This window comes from Caulobacter sp. X, from assembly GCF_002742635.1.
GTDB lineage: Bacteria > Pseudomonadota > Alphaproteobacteria > Caulobacterales > Caulobacteraceae > Caulobacter.
Genome location: NZ_PEGF01000002.1, coordinates 1,499,910 through 1,519,540, shown reverse-complemented (window position 1 = coordinate 1,519,540; position 19,631 = coordinate 1,499,910). Strand labels below are relative to the sequence as shown.

The window sequence follows — 19,631 nt, the reverse complement described above, 5'->3', positions numbered from 1 at the left end:
CAATTCATCATCTTAGCTCAATTCCCCCAGAAGGCGAGCATCGCTCGCCCGGCGCGCGGTCGGTGTATTTTCTCGCAACTGCGAAATCGGCGTGATTTCTGGTAGCGAATTTGTGATCGAGGTTTTACTGTGTGCGTCGCCGGTGCTTCTCCACGCCGGTTTTTGCCGTCATGAATCCGTCACGCGCGCTTGCACGGTTCCCCTAGCGAACCCACGGCGATGCGGAAAGGGGCTGAGGCGGCGAAACACGCGGAGAGAGCCCGGTTCGCCGGAAAAAGTCCGAGATCTGACGATATGAGCGATCGTTCCGCCCTCTTCGACGTGCGCACCTCCACGAGCGTGTCCCTCGATCAGGTCGTGCAGCGGCGGGACACCGTCGAGATCCCCACCGAGGCGCCGCTGGCCATGCCGGTCCAGCCGCTGGGCTTCTGGCAAGGCGGTCCGCGCCGCGCCGCCGCGCTGGTCGCCAACATGACGATGCGCCGCTGGATCGTCGCCCTGGCGACCATCGTGATGGGCTGCGCCGGCTGGAAAGCCACCTTCGACACCATCGCCCTGGGCGGCGTGACCCGGCTGGAAGCCATCGTCCTGACCCTGCTGGCGCCGCTGTTCCTGGCCCTGTCGCTGTGGTTCTGCACGGCCGTGGCCGGTTTCGTGATCCTGCTGGGCAAGCCCAAGGATCCGCTGGGCATCGACAGCGAAAAGCCGATGCCCAAGCTGCACACCCGCACCGCCGTCCTGATGCCGGTGCACAACGAGGACGCCGCCGCCGTCTTCGCCCGCCTGCGCGCCATGGACGCCTCGCTGGCCGAGACCGGCATGAGCCGCCACTTCGACATCTTCGTATTGAGCGACACGCGCGACGCCCAGGTGGCGCTGGCCGAGCAGGCTTGCTTCGCCCGCTTCCGCCGCGAGGCCCACAGCAACGTCTACTATCGCGTCCGCAAGGAAAACACGGGTCGCAAGGCCGGCAACATCGCCGACTGGGTCAGCCGCTGGGGCGGCGCCTATGAGCACATGCTGGTCCTGGACGCCGACAGCCTGATGACCGGCGAGGCGATGGTTCGCCTGGCCGACGCCATGGAGCGCCACCCGGGCGCGGGCCTGATCCAGACCATGCCGATGATCATCAACGGCCAGACGATCTTCGCCCGCACCCTGCAGTTCGCCACCCGCCTGTACGGCCGCGTCGCCTGGACGGGCCTGGCCTGGTGGTCGGGCACGGAGAGCTCGTTCTGGGGCCACAACGCCATCGTCCGCACTCGCGCCTTCGCCGAGACCTGCGGCCTGCCGCATCTGGCCGGCCCCAAGCCCTTCGGCGGCGAGGTGATGAGCCACGACGCCCTGGAAAGCGCCCTGCTGCGCCGCGGCGGCTGGAGCGTCCACCTGGCGCCGTACCTGGAAGGCTCCTACGAAGAGAGCCCCTCGAACCTGCTCGACTTCGCCACCCGCGACCGTCGCTGGTGCCGGGGCAACATCCAGCACGTGCCGCTGGTCGGTCTGCCGGGCCTGCACTGGATGAGCCGCCTGCACCTCGTGATCGGCGTACTGAGCTACGCCCTGTCGCCGCTGTGGTTCATCGCCTTGACGGCCGGGATCACCTCGCGCGCCCTGATGCCCGAGCTGAAGAAGGCGGCCTTCACCATGGCCGACCTGCAGGCCGCGGCCCACGCCCTGATCGACTGGCGCGAGATCCAGGCCACCGCCTGGGCGATGATCATCACCTTCGTGCTGCTGTTCGGGCCCAAGATCCTGGGCGCGATCTTGGTTTTGAACCGCAAGGCCGAGGTCAAGGGCTTCGGCGGCAAGCGCCGCATCGCCGCGGGTCTCGCCGTCGAGATGCTGCTGTCGGCCCTGGTCGCGCCGATGCTGATGTTCACCCAGACCCGCGCCATCGTCGAGATCCTCGCCGGCAAGGTCGGCGGCTGGGCCACCCAGCGTCGCAACGCCGACAAGGTCAGCTTCAAGGAAGCCTCGGCCGCCATGGGCTGGATCAGCGTCGCCGGCCTGATCCTGGCCGGCGCCTTCTGGTTCACGCCCGACCTCTTCACCTCGACCGCGCCGATCCTGCTGGGTCTGGTCCTGGCCGTGCCGCTGACCATGCTGGGCGCCCACAAGGCCGCTGGCCTGAAGCTGAAGACCAACGGCCTGTTCATGACGCCGGAAGAGCGCCGTCCGCCGGCCATCGTTCGCGCGGCCCTGGGCCCGTCGTGCGAGCCGCCGATCCGCTGGTTCGCCCGCAACGGCCGCCCGATCGGCCCGACCGCCAAGATCCGCGACGCGGCCTGATATCGGCGCGTCAAGCGCTTTGATGATCTGGCCGCGCGGCTCCCGGAAGAGTAGAAGCGCCACTTCGTTTCTCTTTCGGAGCCGGCTGCCGTGTCGCGTCTGTTCAGCGCCTATGTGATCGTGGATTGGAGCGCCGCGGCCAAGCCGAGCACGGGCGCGGACTCCATCTGGATCGGCGTGCTCAAGCGCGACGTGCGCTTCCGCCTCAGCTTCGAGAGCTACAATCCGGCCACCCGCGCCGAGGCCGAAACGCGCCTGACCGCGATCCTCGATGACCTGAAGAAGCGCGGCGAGCGGGCCCTGGTCGGCTTCGACTTCCCGCTGGGCTTCCCGCGCGGCCTCGCCAAGGCGCTGGCCCTGCCCGGCGACAAGCCCTGGCGCGCGGTCTGGGACCAGCTGGCCAAGATGGTCAAGGACAAGGCCGACAACACCAACAACCGCTTCGGCGTCGGCTCCGAGATCAACCGGCGCCTGACCGGCGGGCCCTTCCCGTTCTGGGGCTGCCCGCCCAAGGACGCCCTGACGACGCTGCAGCCCAAGCGCGTCCGCGAGCACGGTCCCGACGACCTTCCCGAGTTCCGCCAGGCCGACAAGGCCGCGAAAGGCGCGCACTCGATCTGGAAGCTCTACTACAACGGCTCGGTCGGCGGTCAGGCGATCGTCGGCATCCCCGCCGTGCGTCGCCTGAAGGACGCGCGCGGCGAGGCGGTGCGGGTCTGGCCGTTCGAGACGGGCTTCAAGGCCCTGACCGAGGCCGACCTCGAGGGCGTCGAGGTCGTCGTGGCCGAGGTCTATCCGTCGCTGCTGAAGGCCGTGCCCGCGCCGGGCGAGGTCAAGGATCTGGCCCAGGTGCGGGAGCTGGCCGAACACTTCGCCAAGCTCGACGAGGCCGGCAAGCTGGCCGCCGTCTTCGCCGCGCCCAAGGGTCTCGACGAAGACGCCTTGGCCGTGGCGGAGACCGAGGAAGGCTGGATCCTGGGGGCTTAGGCGCCGTCGCGCGCCAGCTTCCGATCTCGCAGATCCAGGATTCTGAACCGCGCCAGCAGGAAGCCGGCCGCCAGGAAACTGGTGACGATCACCGACAGCACCACGCCGTTCAGGCCCATGCCGCGCGGGATCGCCAGCCACCAGGCGAGCGGTCCCATGACCAGGGCGTAGCTGATCAGGTGGGTGATGGTCGGGACCCACACCTCGCCCCGCGCCCGCAGCGCCTGAGCCGCCACCACCTGCACCGCGTCGGGCGCCAGGAAGAAGCAGGTCAGGACCAGGGCGGGCAGGATCAGCTCCAGCGCCGCCGGATCGGTCGTATAGGCCAAGGCCACCCAGTGGCGGGTCGGATAGAGCAGCAGGCCCGCCATGACGCCAATGACGGCGATCACGCTGAAGGCGATCCAGCCGGCGCGGGTCATGCCGGCCGGGTCGCGCGCGCCATAGGCCCGTCCCACCTGCACCGCGGTCGCTGACGCGACGCCCAGCGGGATCATGAAGATGATCGCCGCCACGTTCAGCACCACCGCCCAGGCCGCGACGGCCAGGGCGCCGATCCAGCCGGCCACCAGGTTCATGCCGGCGAAGGCCGAGACCTCGAAGAAGTTCGACGCGCCGGCGCCATAGCCGATCCGCCGCTGCTCGATCTCGGCGGGCCGATCGCGCGCGGGCTTGTCGAAGACGCCTAGCTCCCGCGAGTCCTTCATTCGCAGCACATAGATCGCCAGCGCCACGACCAGGGCCACGCGTGCGGCGAAGGTCGACCACGCCCCGCCGGTGGCGCCGAGCGCCGGAAGGCCAAAGGTCCCGGGCACCAGCAGCAGGTTGGCCGCCAGGTTCACCAGATTGGCCAGCCACATCATCACCGCGCCCGGCGTCGGCCGCGCCAGCCCTTCCAGCCAGAAGGTCAGGACGACCGACACCGAATAGATCGGCAGGGACAGCGAGAAGACGATCAGCGGCAAGGTCGCGCCGTCGGCGAGGCCGTCCTTCAGGCCCAGGCTGTGCAGGAACAATGGTCCCAGCAGCGCCTGCAGCGCCATGCCGCCGAGGCCAAGCCAAAGGCTGTAGGTCAGTCCCCGGCGCAGCACCGCGCCGGTCTCGTGCCGCCGTCCCGCGCCTATGGCGCGCGCGGTCATCACCTGCACCCCGACCAGCAGCCCGACATTCATGGTCACGAAGATCGACGACGGCGCCCAGGCCATGGCGTGGAAGCCCAGCTGCTGGGCCGAGTAGTGACCGACCACGATCGCGTCGGTCAGGCCCATGACCATGATTCCCAGGCGCGACAGCACGACCGGCCCCGCAAGGCGGAGCAGTTCGATCAGGTCGGTAAGGATGGGGCCGCGCGGCCGCTCTGGAGGGAGCGCCGTTGCGGCCGCGTCGCGTGGCATGGTGATCACCCCAAAACACTAAGAGGGGGGTCAAAGAAGGCGGGCAAGGTGGCTGAAGCCCCCCTCGCGGGCAACCGCTTTCGGTCACGGTTGGAACATCGCGCCACGCCAGTGGTTTTCCGGGCTCACCCCCAGGAGGCAGCCATGGCCGAGACCCAAACGCCCGAATTTGAAGACGCTGGCGAGCGCGCCGCCGAGGCCGAGCGCGCCGTCCAGGCGCCGCTGGACGCCCAGGAGGAACGCTCCTTCAAGCCGAAGGATGACGAGAAATCCGAGGCCATGCAGGCCGGCGCTCGCCCCTACCCCGCTCCGCCGTTCCCCGAGCAGCACCAGAGCAAGCCGGGCGACGAATACCGCCTGGATCCCGCGCCGATGTACGACGCCCCCTTCTACAAGGGCTCTGGCAAGCTGGAGGGCAAGGTCGCCCTGATCACCGGCGCCGACAGCGGCATCGGCCGCGCCGTGGCGGTGCTGTTCGCGCGCGAAGGCGCCGACGTCGCCATCGCCTATCTCAGCGAGGACCGGGACGCCGAGGAGACCCGCTTGGCGGTCGAGCTGGAAGGCCGCCGCGCCATCCTGCTGCCCGGGGACGTCGCCGATCCCGCCTACGCCCAGGCCGCCGTCGAGAAGACGGTGGCGGCGTTCGGACGATTGGACGTGCTGGTCAACAACGCCGCCTTCCAGGAGCACGTCACCGACTTCGAGGACATCACCGAAGAGCACTTCGACCGCACGCTGAAGACCAACCTCTACGGCTATTTCCACATGGCCAAGGCGGCGGTGAAGCATCTGCCCAAGGGCGGCGCGATCATCAACACCGGCTCGGTCACCGGCCTGCTGGGCAACAAGGACCTGCTGGACTATTCGATGACCAAGGGCGGCATCCATGCCTTCACCCGCTCGCTGGCGACGCATCTGGTCGACAAGGGCATCCGGGTGAACGCCGTCGCCCCCGGCCCGGTCTGGACGCCCCTGAACCCGGCCGACAAGCTGGGGCCGCAGGTCGCCAAGTTCGGTAGCCAGACGCCGATGAAGCGCCCGGCCCAGCCCGAAGAGATCGCGCCGGCCTACGTCTTCCTGGCCTCGCCCCAGACCTCCAGCTACATCACCGGCGAGATCCTGCCGATCATCGGCGGCTATAGCGGCGGCTGAGCATGCTAAGAGCGACTCCTGTTCAAGGAGTCGCCGATGGCCCGCCGTGTCGCCCTCGTTTCCCTGCTGGTCGCCGACTACGACGACGCGATCGCCTTCTATGTCGGCAAGCTGGGCTTCGACCTGGTCGAGGACACCCACATGGGCGGCGGCAAGCGCTGGGTCGTGGTCTCCCCGGGAAGCGACGGGACGAACTTCCTGCTGGCGCGGGCGACTGGCGAGCAGGCCGAGGCGATCGGACGCCAGGGCGGCGGCCGCGTCTGGCTGTTCCTGCACACCGACGACTTCGCCGGCGACCACGCCCGCATGAGCGCCGCCGGCGTGATGTTCTTGGAGAACCCGCGTCACGAAGCCTACGGTACGGTGGCGGTGTTCGAAGATCTCTACGGCAACCGCTGGGACCTGCTGCAGCCGGGGGCTTGAGACCGCCATGACGCGCCTGTTCGTTCTCGTCGCGACGTTGCTCGCCTTCGCGCTCCCCGCCACGGCCTCGCCCAAGGTCCGGGTGCTCTATCTCGACCAGTCTGTCGGCTTCGTGCACGCGCCCGTCACGCCGCCAAAGGCCAGCAACGGCCCGACCCTCTCCGAGATCGCCATGGCCGAGATCGGCGCGCGTTCGGGCGCGTTCTCGGTGCGCTCGACCCGCGACGCCAGCATGATCACGCCGGAGACGCTGAAGGACATCGACGTCCTCGTTTTCTACACGACCGGCGCCCTGCCGATCGCGCCGGCGACCTGGGCCGCCGTCCAGGACTGGATCAAGAGCGGCAAGGGCGGCTTCGTCGGCCTGCACAGCGCCACCGACACCGGCTGGACCTATGACGGTCCCGGCGAGACCTACACCGCCTTCATCAACGGCAAGTTCGCCGGCCATCCTTGGACGCAAGGCACGCCGATCACGATCCGGGCGCTCGGCGACGCCCGCGAACCGGTGAACCAGGCCTGGCCCCGCCGCTTCGCCTATGCCGAAGAAATCTACCAGTACGCGGACTACGACCCGGCGCGCGTGCGCGTGCTGCAGGCCCTGGACTTCGGCGACATGGCGCTGAAGCGACCCTGGTTCGTGCCGGTCACCTGGACGCGCCAGATCGGCAAAGGCCGGCTGTTCTACACCAACCTCGGCCACACGCCGGCGACCTGGAGCGACGCGCGCTATCGCCAGCAGATCGTCGACGCGGTGCGCTGGACCGCGGGCCAGCTGCCGGGCGGCGCCAAGCCCAATCCGGACGAGCAGGCGCTGTGGGCCCTGCGTTCGCTGCTGACCTACGGCGGTCGCCCATCCGCCGAGATCGAGCGTCGCGCCGCGCGACTGGCTAAGGCGGATCCCGCCTGGCTGCGCGACGCGGCGGCGCGGACAGCGGCGCTCCGCGCGCTTTGGCCGATTAAGCCCGACAGCGACCGCGCGCCGTTCGACGCGGCCTACTCCGCCCTGCTGGCCGAGGTGCTGGCCAAGTCCGAGGGCTGATCCGGACCGAACGCCTCGGCGGCGTAGGTCCTGAGCTGCGCGGCGATGTCGGCCGGCCAAGTCTCGATCCGCGCCTCGAACGCCGTATCGTTCCCCGCGAACAGGGCTCGCATAGCTTCCTCGAAGCCCGGCAGGTCGCCCGCCATGGCCGAGGCGAAGCGATAGGTCGCCTCGCGCGCGGCGCGGATCCGGTCCGGCCCCTCGGCGGCGCGGCTGGCCGCCTCGACCAGCTTGCGCAGCGCCACCGAAGCCCCGCCGGGCTGGCTGGCCAGCCAGTCCCAGTGACGCGGCAGCAAGGTGACTTCGCGCGCGACCACGCCCAGCTTGGGACGCCCGCGCCCGCGCGGAGCCTCGGCTGGCGCATAGCGCTTTGAGATCGCGTCCTCGCCTCCCGTCAGGTCGAAGTCGACTTCGCGACCGTCCGGGCCAAACACCAGCACGCCGGTCTGCGCCCGCTGCGCATGGGCCGCCAAGGCGGCTTCGACACGCGTTCCGGCCGCCACGCGCTGGTGGCCGCGGAAGACGACAAAACGCTCGTCCATCAGTTCAGTCCCCGGGCGCTCAGCGCGCTGATCCAGTGAGCGCGACGATCCTTCAGACGGCTCGCCCGGCCAAAGGCGTCCAGACCCTCGACGTCGATGGTCTCGATCGGCTCGAAGGCGAAGGCGTCCGCCCCGTGGGCGTTCCAAGCCGCCTGCAGCGTCGGTTCGCGATGCCCGCCCTGGCGAAGGGAAAACCACACGCCGTTCTGGCGGGTGGCGAGATCCGGCGTGGCGCCGACCCACACCTCGCCGCTCGCCCGGCAGCGGACGGCGTACACGCCCGCCTCGACCTTGCGTTCCTTATATGCGCGCAACAGCGCCTTGCGTCCCGACATGACTGCCTCCTGGACGCCCTTTTACCCGGACAATAATTTGAGTCAATATTACCCGGAGAAAATTAGGCCGGGATCGGTCGATAGGCGACGTAGCCGCGTTCGACCATGCGGCGCATAGCCTCGTAGACCGAAGTCAGCTCTTCATAGGTCGAGCGCAGGTGGTGCAGCCGAGCCACCTGGGCCTCGCTCAGCGTGGCGCCGTGGTCGGTCATGGCCACCGCCTCCGTCACCCAGCGCGCCCGCGCGGTCGAGGCCGCGACGGCGAGGCGCTGAAACTGCTCGCCCTCCACACGCGGAACGGCGACGGACAGAACCGCCTTGTTCGAGGCGAAGGCGGTGTAATCGATCTGTTCTAGATAGCCACGCATGCGACGTTGGACCTGCGGGTCCGTATCCGTAGGTTCGAAGTGGTCGCCCGCACGGCGCGTACTGGATGTCATGATGGACATGACGACCTCCGACCCGGCCGAATCGGCCGCCCAGAAACCCAGCGTGCGACAGACAGCTTAAGGACGTGTTGAGACGCCGGTCATCTGTCGTTCTTGGTCGCTACAGCAGTTTTCGGAAGCCGATACGCACCGTGCGGCCCAGCGGATCCAAGTAATCACGCTGGTAAGCCTGCGGCGTTTTGCCGTTCTGGTCTCGGACCGTCTGCTTGGCGTCGAGGATGTTATCGAAGTTCAGCGACACCTGCGCGCCCTTCAGGATCGGGAAGCGATCCACGGCCTTCTTCCGCGCCGGGACGCTGAAGTTGGCGAAGAAGTTCACGCCCACCGTGGCGAGATCAGAGAAGTACAGCGTCTGGCCGCCCGTGGCCCCGCCATTGACCCAGGTCGAGTCCTTCCAGGTCCCATTGAAGCGCATGCCCAGGCCGTCCTTGAAGTAGCCGCCCTGGATCTGCACCTCATGCCGCGCCTGGCCGGTGCGTGAGCTGATCGCCGAACCGTCCAACTGATCGAGGACCGGCAAGCCCTTTCGAATGGTCACCTCATCGGTCAGGCGCCAGGTGTGATAGACCGACAGCTGGAACATGCCCTGACCCGGCCGCATCAGGCCGGGAGGCGGGCCGCCAAAGCCGCCGCCCCCAGGGCCACCGGGACCGCCAGGACCGCCACCGCCAGCTCGCATTCCGCCACCGCCGCCTGGAGGGCCGCCGAAACGGGCGCCGCCCGGTCCGGCCGCCGCGCCGGCGGTCGGCTGGCCGATCGGCTTGAACAGGTTGAAGCCCCAGCGAATGTTCTCGCTCTCGGCGCTGGCGAAGTTCACCGGCCGCGCGTCGATCGCCAGCAGACGGCCCGTGGCGTCGCGCGTGAAACGCTCTGGGAAGGCGCGCTCCAGATCCGGCGTGATCGCCGGGAACGACGAGATCATGTTCTTGGTCTCGGCGCGCGTGTAGGTCGCGTTGAAGGTCAGCTCGGTCTTGTCGAACGGCTTGAAGTTCACGCCCAGGCGCTGGACCTGACGGTTGTCATTCCGCAGGTTGGCGTTGCCTCCATCGGTCCGGGTGATGGTCACCGTTTGGCCGGTCGTGAAGTCGAACACCGAGACGTTCGGCGTCACCAGCACCGGATCGTTGATCTGATTGGTCGTCGGCGCGCCTTCTTCATCGGTGTAGCTGGCGATGAAGCTGATCTTCTTGATCGGCGACCAGTTGAGCCCGCCGCCCAAGGTTGTCAGACCGCCCAGGTCCGACAGGTCGTCATAGCCAATGTTGAAGTTCAACGAGAGGTCGCCAGCCTTGGCCAGGAAGTCCTGGCGCGTGCTGGTCAGCGGCAGGTTGAAGCTGCTCTGGAAGCTTTCCGTGGTGCGGGTGATGTCCCGCGTCGTGGTGACGCCCGAGCGGACGGTCTTGGAGTCCAGGCCCTTGCTGTTGGCCCCGACCTTGAACGTCGTCTGCACCGGGCCGGCGGGCAGCTGGAACAGATTGCCGTTCAGCACCAGCTCCGCGCTGGCCGAGGTCGAGACCGAGTGGGCGGTGTCGTCCGCGAGCCGCTTGTACAGGGTGGACGCCAGAGGGCCGAACGGATTGACGGTGGGATCGCCGGCCGTGATCGCCGCCTGGAGCGCCGAGGCGTCCAGTCCCCGGCCCGTCGTGGTGTCGGTCGCCGTGCGGTCGAAGTCGCCGGTCAGGTTCCAGCGCCAGTCCTTGACCCGGCCGTTGGCGGCCATGCTGACCTGGGTGCGCAGCGTATCGACGTCGCGGGCCAGAGCGTCTGGCGCGTTGATGTAGCGATAGCCGGTCACCGCCTGCGAGAACGGCGAGAACGGGTTGCCGGCCGGCAGGGTGAAGGTCACGCCCGGCAGGCCCAGCAGGGCGCGACTGCTGCTGTCTTCCAGGTTGCCGCTGATCGTCAGCTGGGTCTGCTTGTTGAGGTCACGGCTGTAGGAGCCGCGCAGCGTGGCCTTGTCCGACTTGGAGATCAGCGACCGGTCACGGGTCAGGTCGTCGGTGCTGTAGCTGTTGGCCAGCGCAGCGTAGTCGGCGAGGCTGGCCTTGCCCGTCAGCGCTGAACTGGGAACGCCGGCATAGGCGACCGAGCTTCCGGTCAGGCTGGACAGGTCCGCGATCGCGGCGCCGCCGACGCCGGCGATGTTGCCCGTCAGGTCGTAGGGCTGGCCGCTGGCGGCGCGGACGATGTCGCGGTCGGTCTCGAGCAGATAAGGCTCATGCGAGACCTGGACGTCGACGTTCCAGCGCTTGTCGCCGTCGATATGGACGCGATTGCCGCCAGCGCTGGGCGAGGTGCGGCCACCATCGGTCGCCACGGTCGCCGCGGCTTGGGTCTGCAGCGCTTTGTAGTTCTTCTTGAGGATGATGTTCACGACCCGCTGGTCGGCCTTATAGCCGTAGCTGAGCGCGACCTCCTCGGGCAGGATCTGGAAGCGCTCGATCGCCTCGGGCGGGATGCCCTGGATCTCCTGGAAGCCCGAGATGCGGCGGCCATTGACCAGCAGCACTGGACCGCTGCTGGAATCGCGGCCGCGCGTGCTGGTGGTCTGCGGGGTCAGCATGGTCAGCAGTTCGCCGATGCTGGTCGCGCCGAAGCTCTGGATCTCGGCCTCGTTCAGCTCGATGTCCGGCTTGATGTCGCCCTCGACCTTGCCGCGCGGATCGGCCTGGATGACCAAGCCTTCCACCTCGTTCGGACCATCGTCCTTCGGGGTCGTCTGCTTCTGCTCCTCGACGACCGGCGTCGCGGGAAACGGCGGGGCGGCCACGGCGGCGTTGGTGGGATCGAGCGCGGCGGCGGCCAGCCCGTAGAGAAGCACGGAAAGGGTCATTCGGCCCACGGAAGACGAGTTGCAAACCAGGTCGCCGCGACTGCGACGCAAACACTGGGGATCGCCGCTCCTTACGGGTCAGCGTCCCGCGTCGCAACGCCCCCGGGCGTTATCAAAGACTATGTGTGATAAAGCGCGCACCAGTGTGTCCTCTGCGCGCCTCCCTTAGGGTGAAGCTTTGAAAGCTGGTCACATTTGCAGCGCGGAAAGGCAACTTGTCGCAACGATGTTTCAAGAAAGAAACAAAACTGGGACTAGCCGACCTTCGCCATGTCTCAGCGCGCGCCCCGCCGAATCTCGCTGAGCAGCGCCTCTATCGCCTTGGCGTGCCCCGCGAAAAGATCATCCGGTGGGAAGACCTCCATGGGCGCGTCTGGCGTCAGCCCCCTGCCCTCCAGGTCCCGTCCATCCGGCGCCTTGTACAGCTCGGCCGGCAGCGCGAAAGCCCAGCCGTTCGGCAAGGGCTTGGGGAGCTGGTCGGAATAGGCGCCGCGCGTGGCGCCGCCCACCTGCTTCACGTTCGGCAGGGCCTTCATCATCAGGCCAAAGGTCTCGCCAGCGCTGACGGTGATGTCGCTGGTGACCAGATAGACGGGTCCGGTGAAGCGCGGTCCGTTGGCCGGTTCGACCGTCACCGCCTGCAACGGGGCCTTGGCGCCCACCGCGACCTTGGAATAGGCGGCGCGCGGCTGATCGGTGAACCGGCCGGCGATGGCGCGGCTGATGGCGTCGTAGCCGCCGCGATTGTTGCTGACATCGACCACCACGGCCTTGGCCCCGGCGAAGGCGGTCATCGCCTCGTCGAGCGCGGCGTCCAGCGGTCGCGGATCGTCGGGCGCGGCGTTACGGGCGAACGCGCCCATGGTCACGACGTTCAGATAGCCGATGTCCTCGGCCCGTCCCCAGAAGATCCGATTGTTGGCGGCCTGGCGCCCCTTGCCCGCCAGCACCCGGGTCAGGATCCCGTCGCGATAGGCCTGCAGCCACGCCTTTTCGCTCCCGTCGGGATCGGCGGCGTGGACACGCGCCAAGGTCGGCGCAACGCCGGGCTCCAGGTCGCGCTGGTCGCCGGCGACGAGGCCATGCAACTCGACGTGCGGATCATCCAGGCCCGCCAGCAACTCAGAAAGCGCCGCCCAGAGCTGGGCGTCATTCGCTTGAGGACCGACCTTGGCTAGGGCGGCCGCTCGCCGCGCTTTCCAATCCAGGCCGCGCTCGGCGGACCGTGGATAGACCTCGGCGAAGGTGTCGGCGACCAAGGCGGTGATGCGATCGGGCGTCCACGGCGCGGTCGAGGCGCAGGCCGCCGGGAGGCTGGGAAGACGGTCGAACAGATAGCGCGTGCTGGCGGGATCGCCGGCCAGGGTGATCGTTCCCTGCCCTTCCGCGCGCCAGACGCCCATGATCCCGTCCGGATCGGGCTCTCGGCGCGGATCGGCGTAGCAGGCGCCGCCGGCCGTCTGGAACAGCTTGCCGCCGTCCGGACCGAACTCGACGATCCAGCCATAGCCTCGGGACTTCCAGACGCCCCGCAGTTCGGAGGCGACCGCGCCCTTGCTCTGGACGGGCCAGAAGGGGCTTTCGGCGGACGCGGGAACGGCAAAGGCCAAAACGGCCGCCGCGAGACTCAAGGCTTTCATGGCGTGACGGTGAAGGTCGGCCTTGACCAAAGCCAGTGAAATCAGCGCAAGGCGACGAAGCCTGTTCTAGGCCAGCAAGACAGCCTGGGCCGACCGACGCAAGGACCGCGGCAAATCCGGCCCGTAGCCAAAGCGAACGACAAGGTCGGGCCGCTTGCCCGGCTCGCCCATCCAGGCGGCCATCCGGCGGCGCGTCGGCAGATCCTCGACAGGTTGGTTGAGGAAGGCCAGCTTCAGGCCCGCCGCCGTCGCCGTCAGCGCGAAACGGGTGAAGGCCCGGCCGACGGCGATCCAGCCGTCGGGCGTCTCGCTGGGACCGGTGAAGATCGCCGCGCCCGCCGAGCTGCGCATCCAGCGGGTGACGCGCTCGGCTTCGCCCTTCTTCGTCATGACCAGCGGCAGGAGCCGCTCGCCCAGCCAGCGCGGCGTGGTCAGGTTGCCCGAGGCGGCCGCGAACAGGCCATCACGCCGCGCCAAGGCTTCGGCCGCGTCGAAGCGGATCCAGTCGGTGAGCTCGCGCATGAAGGCCGGATCGGCGATCTGGGCGCTGTTTCCGGCGACGATCATGTCCGTCAGATGGTCGCGCTGGTCAGGGTCCAGGACCAGGCGCAGTCCGACCTCCCGTCCCACGGCCGCCTCCAGCCGGCGCAGCGTGGCCGCGTCTACGGGCCGACCGTCATAGGCGGTTCGGGTGGAGGCGCGGCGCGGGATCGCCTGGAATAGGGCGTCCGGACGGGGCTTCGCGCTGGACAGGGCGATGCGGACGCCGCCGCCCGGCAGCATCTCCGGCTCACCCGCCCAGCCGTAGCCGAGCCCCGCCTGGAGCAGGGTCTCGGTCGCGCAACCCAGACTCACGAACAGGTGGTGGTCGTCCGGATCGACGACCGGCGTGCGCCGCGAAAAGTCCGGCAGGATCTCGATCGCGCGCGCCTCGACGCGGAAGCGCCAGGGCTGGGTGTTATGGCCGTTCGCCGCCAGCGTCGCGGCGTGGATCAGGGCCATCATGGGCGCGCCGCCGCCGCCCAGGTCCGGCAGTCGCCAGAGGTCCCGGACGGCGCGGTCGTAAGGGTTCTCGCCGCCCGAACATCCCGTGACCAACAGGGGCGTGGCGGCGATCAGGGCGCGGCGGGTCGGCATGGCGGCGGCTCCGAAAGCCTGAGCGTGAGCCGCCGCCCGCCACTGCGCCTTGCGGCGCGTCAACCCCGCCCTATTCCGTCTTCAGATAGATCTCCGAGCCCTGTTCGCGGAACTTCTCGCTCATCTCGGCCATGCCGAGCTCGGCGCTGTTGGGCGCCTTGCCCGCCGCGAAGTCGCGGACCTCCTGGCTGATCTTCATCGAGCAGAACTTGGGCCCGCACATCGAGCAGAAGTGGGCGGTCTTGTGCGCTTCCTTGGGCAGGGTCTCGTCGTGGAACTTGCGGGCGGTTTCCGGATCGAGCGCCAGGTTGAACTGGTCCTCCCAGCGGAACTCGAACCGCGCGCGGCTGATGGCGTCGTCCCACATGGCCGCGCCAGGGTGGCCCTTGGCGAGGTCGGCGGCGTGGGCGGCCAGCTTGTAGGTGATGACGCCGGTCTTGACGTCGTCGCGGTCTGGCAGCCCCAGGTGCTCCTTGGGCGTGACGTAGCAAAGCATGGCCGTGCCGAACCAGCCGATCATCGCCGCGCCGATGGCCGAGGTGATGTGGTCGTAGCCAGGCGCGATGTCCGTGGTCAACGGGCCGAGGGTGTAGAACGGGGCCTCGTGACAGTGCTTCAACTGCTCGTCCATGTTGGCCTTGATCTTGTGCATGGCCACGTGGCCCGGCCCTTCGATCATCACCTGGACGCCGTGCTTCCACGCCACCTTGGTCAGCTCGCCCAGCGTGCGCAGCTCGGCGAACTGGGCCTCGTCATTGGCGTCGGCGGTCGAGCCCGGACGCAGGCCGTCGCCCAGCGAGAACGACACGTCGTAGGCGCGCATGATCTCGCAGATGTCCTCGAAGCGCTCGTAGAGGAAGTTCTCCTTGTGGTGGGCCAGGCACCACTTGGCCATGATCGAGCCGCCGCGCGAGACGATGCCGGTGACGCGCTTGGCGGTCAGGGGCACGAACGGCAGGCGCACGCCGGCGTGGATCGTGAAGTAGTCGACGCCCTGCTCGCACTGCTCGATCAGGGTGTCGCGGAAGACCTCCCAGTTCAGGTCCTCGGCCACGCCGTTGACCTTCTCCAGCGCCTGGTAGATCGGCACCGTGCCGATCGGCACGCTCGAGTTGCGGATGATCCAGTCGCGGATGTTGTGGATGTTGCGGCCGGTCGACAGGTCCATGACCGTGTCGGCGCCCCAACGCGTGGCCCAGACCAGCTTGTCGACCTCGTCGGCGACGGTGGAGAGCACCGCCGAGTTACCGATATTGGCGTTGATCTTGACCAGGAAGTTGCGGCCGATCGCCATCGGCTCCAGCTCGCCGTGGTTGATATTGGCCGGGATGATGGCGCGGCCGCGAGCCACTTCCTGGCGCACGAACTCGGGCGTCACGAAGTCCGGGATGCTGGCGCCGAAGTCGTCGCCGTCGCGCACGCACGGAGCGTTCTGCTCGCGGCGCAGGTTCTCGCGGATGGCGACATATTCCATCTCGGCGGTGATGATCCCGGCGCGGGCGTATTCCAGCTGGGTGACCAGCTTGCCCGGCTTGGCGCGATAGATCTTGCGGCCGGCGTTGGGAAACTCCGGAGCCAGGTGCTTGCCCTGCGCGAAGCCGTTGTCCTCGGGCTTCACCTGGCGGGGATCGGCGACGACCTCGACGTCGCCGCGCGCCAGCACGAAAGCCTCGCGCGAGCGCGGCAGGCCCTTCTCGATGTCGATGGCGACCGTGGGATCGGTATAGGGACCCGAGGGGTCATAGACCGTCACCGGAGGCTCGTTGGCCGACGGATGGACCGCCACCTCGCGGAACGGCACGCGAAGGTCGGGGAACAGCGCGCCGGCCTGATAGACCTTGCGCGAACCGGGGATCGGACCGGTCGAGATCGTCTCGGCCACGGCCTTAATGGTCGTCTGGATATTCATTTCGGGCGCTCCTCAAGCTTCCAAGGAGACCCGGACGTGTCGTGCTTGAGTCGGTCTGACGGACGCCTTCAAGGCCGCGCCCGCGTTCCCTCCCTTCGCCGGCATGACCCGGATCAGGTTCTACGGGTCAGGGCGGAAGCCCAATCTCAGCCGCGCGCGCGGCCCCCCGGTGAACAGGGGTCCGAAACTAGGCGGGTTGGCGGGGAGGTCAAGCGTTGATGCCGGTCAAGACAGGCTCTAGGCGTCGTCGCCCGCCTCGACCACGCCGCGCATGTGCATCAGCACGTCGGACTGGCCGCGTCCGACCTGGACAAAGCTCTCCGCCAGGGCGCGGGTCGCTTCCTGAAGGTCATATCGACCATCGTTGAACCGCAGCAGGACGCTCTCGATGTAGCGGTCCAGCAGCACTCGGTCTTCGCTTGAGAAGGTCATGGACATGGTCGAACTCTCCCGCTTGCTGAACGACCGCGCGTTGACGGAGATCAAAGGCTCGCCGCCGAGAAGGTATCGCACGCCGATGGATCGCCCTGGTCGTAGCCGCGACTGAACCACCGCATGCGCTGGGCGCTCGTGCCGTGGGTGAAGCTGTCGGGCACGACCTGGCCCTGGGTCTGCTTTTGCAGGGTGTCGTCGCCGACGGCTGCGGCCGCGCCCAGGCCATCCTGAATGTCGGCGCGATTGATGACGATCCGCCCGCCCGAAGCCTCGCCGGCATGCGCGGCCCAGACGCCAGCGTAGCAATCGGCCTGCAGCTCCAGCCGCACCGAACCGCTCTCCTCGCCGCGCGCGCCGAGGCGGCGGGCTTGCTGATCGGCGCCCAGCAGGTGCTGGACGTGGTGGCCGATCTCGTGGCTGACGACATAGGCCCGCGCGAAGTCGCCCTTCGCGCCGAAGCGGCCTTCCAGTTCCCGCCAGAACGACAGGTCCAGGTAGACCTTCTGGTCGGCGGGACAATAGAACGGGCCCATCGCCGACTGGCCCGTGCCGCATCCGGTGCCGGTGGAGTCGTTGTAGAGAACGATCGCCTCGGGCGGCCGGTACTGGACGCCTTGGTGTTGGAAGATCGGCCCCCAGACGTCGCGGTTGGAGGTCTCGATCACATCGATGAACTGGCCTTCGCGGTCGGAGACCTCGCCCCTGACGCCCTCCTGTTGGGCTGGCTGCTGCAGGCCCTGGGCGACGTCCATGGTCGTACGCGGATCGATGCCGAACACGAAATAGCCGATGGCCGCCAAGACCACCGCGCCGATCCCCCCGCCGGCGATCCCAACCGGTCCGAGACCGCGCCGATCCTCGATATTGCCGGACCGACGGCCGCCTTCCCACTCCATCAAAACCTCTTCGTCTTCAGCGTTTCGGTTCGCTCGCGGGCCGGATGGCGCGCATGCGGGCGTTGCTCTGCGCCAGGGCGTCCTGGGTCAGCTGGTCGATACGGCTCATGGCGTTGGCGCGGTCGGCCTCGCGTCGCGCCGGATCGTCCACGGGCCGCGCGGGCGGGACGGTCATCGACGGCGCGGTGAGCACGGAATTGGCGCGCTGCTGCTCCAGACCGCGCAGCAGGCTGTCAGTCCGGGCGCGCTCCTGGGCGTTGGAAGCTTCGATCTGGCCGGCCAGCAGGTCGCGCCGGACGTCTTCCAGCGCGTGGGCGGCGGCGTTGCGCGCCTCGATCTCGCGCAGGCTCTGAGCCTGGACGCTTCCGCCCATAGCCGTGATGCAAACCGATAGGCAAAGGACCTTCCGCACGCGACGCGCCGCTCCTGTTCGGGCCGGCCCGCCGCGCCGGTCAGGCGAGGATCAGGGCCGTTTGACGGTGAAACGCGCCAGTTCGGTCTTCGGCGCCGCCCAGTCGGGATTAAGCTCCGCCGCCTTGGCGTAGTCGAGATAGGCCGCGCGCAGGTTGCCAAGACCTTCGTTGGCCAGAGCGCGATTGTACAGCGCGCGCTCGGGGTCCTTGACGCCCAGCGACAGGCCCTTGTCGATCTGAGCAACGCCTTCCTGATAGCGCGCCTCGCCGACCAGGGTCGCGCCGCGGTTCACATAGGCTTCGCCGAGGCTGGGATCGATGCTCGACGCCTGGTCGAAGTCGGCGCGCGCCGCCGCGAACTGATGCTGGCGCATCTGCAGCACGCCCCGGTTCACATAGGTGCGGGCGCGGTCGCGGAAGTTCAGGTTCTCGAGTTCCAGCGCGGTGGTGCAGGCGAGCACGGCGCGGTCGTCGGACCGCCCCTTGAGCGCGGCGTCGGAGCATTCGTTGGCCGAGCCGCCGCCGATGATGAGGGTCGACGCGCCAGCCGCGCCGGCGAACAGGAAAGCCGCCGCGCCCAGCGCGACGTACGGGATCATCCGGGTCATGTCTTCCTCCGTGGAGCCGGTCGTTTTGGCGCCGGTTCTCAAGCCCCGATAATACCACCAAAGGCGCTGGACGCCCCCACCTTATCGTCGCATCGGCGGCCAGTCGTGGTAACAGGACAGCGACATTCCGAGGGACCATCGTTCATGCATCTCGCCCGCTTTCCCCGCGCCCGCTTCGCCCACCTGCCGACGCCGCTGGAGCCCCTGCCCCGCCTGGGCGCGGCGCTGGGGATCGACCTGTGGGTCAAGCGCGACGACTGCACCGGCCTGGCGGGCGGCGGCAACAAGACTCGCAAGCTCGAGTTCCTGCTCGGCGAGGCTCTGGCGCAGGGCGCCGACACCCTGGTCACCCAGGGCGCGGTCCAGTCCAACCACGTCCGCCAGACGATCGCCGCCGGCGCGCGCTTTGGCCTGAAGACCGAGGTGATCCTCGAGGAACGGACGGGCTCGAAGGCCGGCGACTACATGGGCAACGGCAATGTGTTGCTCGACAAGCTGATGGGCGCGGCGATCCGCTACGTCCCGGCTGGCAGCGACATGGTCGCCGAGCTGGAGGCCACCGCCGACAGCGTCCGCCGGCGCGGCGGCAAGCCCTATGTCATCCCGGGCGGCGGTTCGAACACGGTCGGCGCGCTGGGCTATGTCGACTGCGCCCGCGAGCTGATCGTCCAGGCCGACCAGATGGACCTGAAGATCGACCGGCTGGTCACCGCCACCGGTAGCGCCGGCACCCATGCGGGCCTCGTCGCCGGCTTCGCGGCGCTGTCGGTCGATGTTCCGATCCTGGGCTTTGGCGTCCGCGCGCCCAAGCCCAAGCAGGAAGAGAACGTCTTCAACCTGGCCGTCGCCACCGCCGAGACGATCGGCGCGGCCGGCCGGATCAAGCGCGAGGCGGTCGTGGCAGACTGCGACTATGTCGGCGAAGGTTACGGCCTGGTGGACCAGGGCGTGATCGACGCCCTGACCCTGGCCGCGCGGACCGAAGGCCTGCTGTTGGATCCGGTCTATTCGGGCAAGGCGATGAAAGGCCTGATCGACCAGGCGCGCAAAGGCTCCTTCAAGGACGAGCGCGTGGTCTTTTTGCATACGGGCGGCGCGCAGGGTCTGTTCGGCTATCAGAGCGTGCTGGAGCCGGCGCTTTAGGGAG

18 protein-coding genes and 1 riboswitch are annotated in these 19,631 nt (G+C 68.5%); of the genes, 6 read left to right on the top strand and 12 right to left on the bottom strand.

From position 1 onward, the window contains the following. The first annotated feature begins 294 nt into the window (after positions 1-294). Both mdoH and CSW60_RS19520 read left to right on the top strand, forming a co-directional pair. Positions 295-2,289, top strand: coding sequence for a glucans biosynthesis glucosyltransferase MdoH (gene mdoH / locus CSW60_RS19525; protein WP_099538825.1), 1,995 nt, complete (start codon positions 295-297; stop codon positions 2,287-2,289). Between the two features lie 90 nt (positions 2,290-2,379). After that, positions 2,380-3,276 (top strand): cobalamin biosynthesis protein CbiG, encoded by an 897-nt coding sequence (locus CSW60_RS19520; RefSeq protein ID WP_099538824.1) that lies wholly within the window; start codon positions 2,380-2,382, stop codon positions 3,274-3,276. Here CSW60_RS19520 and CSW60_RS19515 read toward each other — a convergent pair. Continuing rightward, positions 3,273-4,670 carry an MATE family efflux transporter gene (locus CSW60_RS19515; RefSeq protein ID WP_099538823.1) on the bottom strand — a complete coding sequence of 466 codons (1,398 nt, stop codon included), beginning with the start codon at positions 4,668-4,670 and terminating at the stop codon, positions 3,273-3,275. The genes CSW60_RS19520 and CSW60_RS19515 overlap by 4 nt on opposite strands. A 144-nt stretch (positions 4,671-4,814) precedes the next feature. Between CSW60_RS19515 and CSW60_RS19510 the strand changes: the two genes are divergently transcribed. Genes CSW60_RS19510 through CSW60_RS19500 form a run of 3 tightly spaced genes read left to right on the top strand, consistent with a single transcriptional unit; the run spans position 4,815 to position 7,287 of the window. Then, a complete protein-coding gene (locus CSW60_RS19510; RefSeq protein ID WP_099538822.1) occupies positions 4,815-5,822 on the top strand; it encodes an SDR family oxidoreductase in 1,008 nt (335 codons plus the stop codon). A 36-nt stretch (positions 5,823-5,858) separates the two neighbouring features. Then, the gene (locus CSW60_RS19505; protein WP_099538821.1) at positions 5,859-6,245 is read left to right on the top strand and encodes a VOC family protein; all 387 of its coding nucleotides are present in this window, start codon (positions 5,859-5,861) and stop codon (positions 6,243-6,245) included. Positions 6,246-6,252: 7 nt separating this feature from the next. Then, complete coding sequence (locus CSW60_RS19500) at positions 6,253-7,287, top strand: ThuA domain-containing protein (RefSeq protein ID WP_099538820.1); 1,035 nt, start codon at positions 6,253-6,255, stop codon at positions 7,285-7,287. Here CSW60_RS19500 and CSW60_RS19495 read toward each other — a convergent pair. From CSW60_RS19495 to CSW60_RS19445, 11 genes are all read right to left on the bottom strand, one after another. Further along, entirely contained in the window at positions 7,242-7,829 is a 588-nt protein-coding gene (locus tag CSW60_RS19495) for a DUF2239 family protein (RefSeq protein WP_099538819.1), read from the bottom strand. The two genes, CSW60_RS19500 and CSW60_RS19495, sit on opposite strands and share 46 nt — an antisense overlap. Further along, entirely contained in the window at positions 7,829-8,164 is a 336-nt protein-coding gene (locus CSW60_RS19490) for a GIY-YIG nuclease family protein (RefSeq protein ID WP_099538818.1), read from the bottom strand. Before CSW60_RS19490 ends, CSW60_RS19495 begins: the two co-directional genes overlap by 1 nt. Positions 8,165-8,226: 62 nt before the next feature. Then, a complete protein-coding gene (locus CSW60_RS19485) occupies positions 8,227-8,613 on the bottom strand; it encodes a hypothetical protein (RefSeq protein WP_099538817.1) in 387 nt (128 codons plus the stop codon). A 100-nt stretch (positions 8,614-8,713) separates the two neighbouring features. Then, positions 8,714-11,446 carry a TonB-dependent receptor gene (locus CSW60_RS19480; RefSeq protein WP_099538816.1) on the bottom strand — a complete coding sequence of 911 codons (2,733 nt, stop codon included), beginning with the start codon at positions 11,444-11,446 and terminating at the stop codon, positions 8,714-8,716. 275 nt (positions 11,447-11,721) lie between these two features. Further along, the gene (locus CSW60_RS19475; protein WP_236634315.1) at positions 11,722-13,056 is read right to left on the bottom strand and encodes a S41 family peptidase; all 1,335 of its coding nucleotides are present in this window, start codon (positions 13,054-13,056) and stop codon (positions 11,722-11,724) included. 96 nt (positions 13,057-13,152) lie between these two features. Beyond that, positions 13,153-14,223, bottom strand: a complete 1,071-nt coding sequence (locus tag CSW60_RS19470; protein ID WP_099539190.1) for a hypothetical protein — start codon at positions 14,221-14,223, stop codon at positions 13,153-13,155. A 70-nt stretch (positions 14,224-14,293) separates the two neighbouring features. After that, positions 14,294-16,132, bottom strand: coding sequence for a phosphomethylpyrimidine synthase ThiC (gene thiC / locus CSW60_RS19465; protein WP_099538815.1), 1,839 nt, complete (start codon positions 16,130-16,132; stop codon positions 14,294-14,296). A gap of 73 nt (positions 16,133-16,205) precedes the next feature. Then, positions 16,206-16,311: riboswitch (TPP riboswitch) on the bottom strand. A gap of 58 nt (positions 16,312-16,369) precedes the next feature. After that, the gene (locus CSW60_RS19460) at positions 16,370-16,570 is read right to left on the bottom strand and encodes a hypothetical protein (protein ID WP_143324222.1); all 201 of its coding nucleotides are present in this window, start codon (positions 16,568-16,570) and stop codon (positions 16,370-16,372) included. Between the two features lie 44 nt (positions 16,571-16,614). Beyond that, entirely contained in the window at positions 16,615-17,463 is an 849-nt protein-coding gene (locus tag CSW60_RS19455) for a neutral zinc metallopeptidase (protein WP_099538813.1), read from the bottom strand. A gap of 16 nt (positions 17,464-17,479) precedes the next feature. Next, the gene (locus CSW60_RS19450; protein WP_143324221.1) at positions 17,480-17,875 is read right to left on the bottom strand and encodes a hypothetical protein; all 396 of its coding nucleotides are present in this window, start codon (positions 17,873-17,875) and stop codon (positions 17,480-17,482) included. Positions 17,876-17,926: 51 nt separating this feature from the next. Further along, positions 17,927-18,484: a hypothetical protein gene (locus CSW60_RS19445; RefSeq protein WP_066683086.1), complete on the bottom strand. Its 558-nt coding sequence runs from the start codon at positions 18,482-18,484 to the stop codon at positions 17,927-17,929. 144 nt (positions 18,485-18,628) lie between these two features. On the opposite strand from CSW60_RS19445, the gene CSW60_RS19440 reads away from it, so the two are divergent. Beyond that, positions 18,629-19,627, top strand: coding sequence for a D-cysteine desulfhydrase (locus CSW60_RS19440; protein WP_099538811.1), 999 nt, complete (start codon positions 18,629-18,631; stop codon positions 19,625-19,627). Positions 19,628-19,631: the final 4 nt, after the last annotated feature.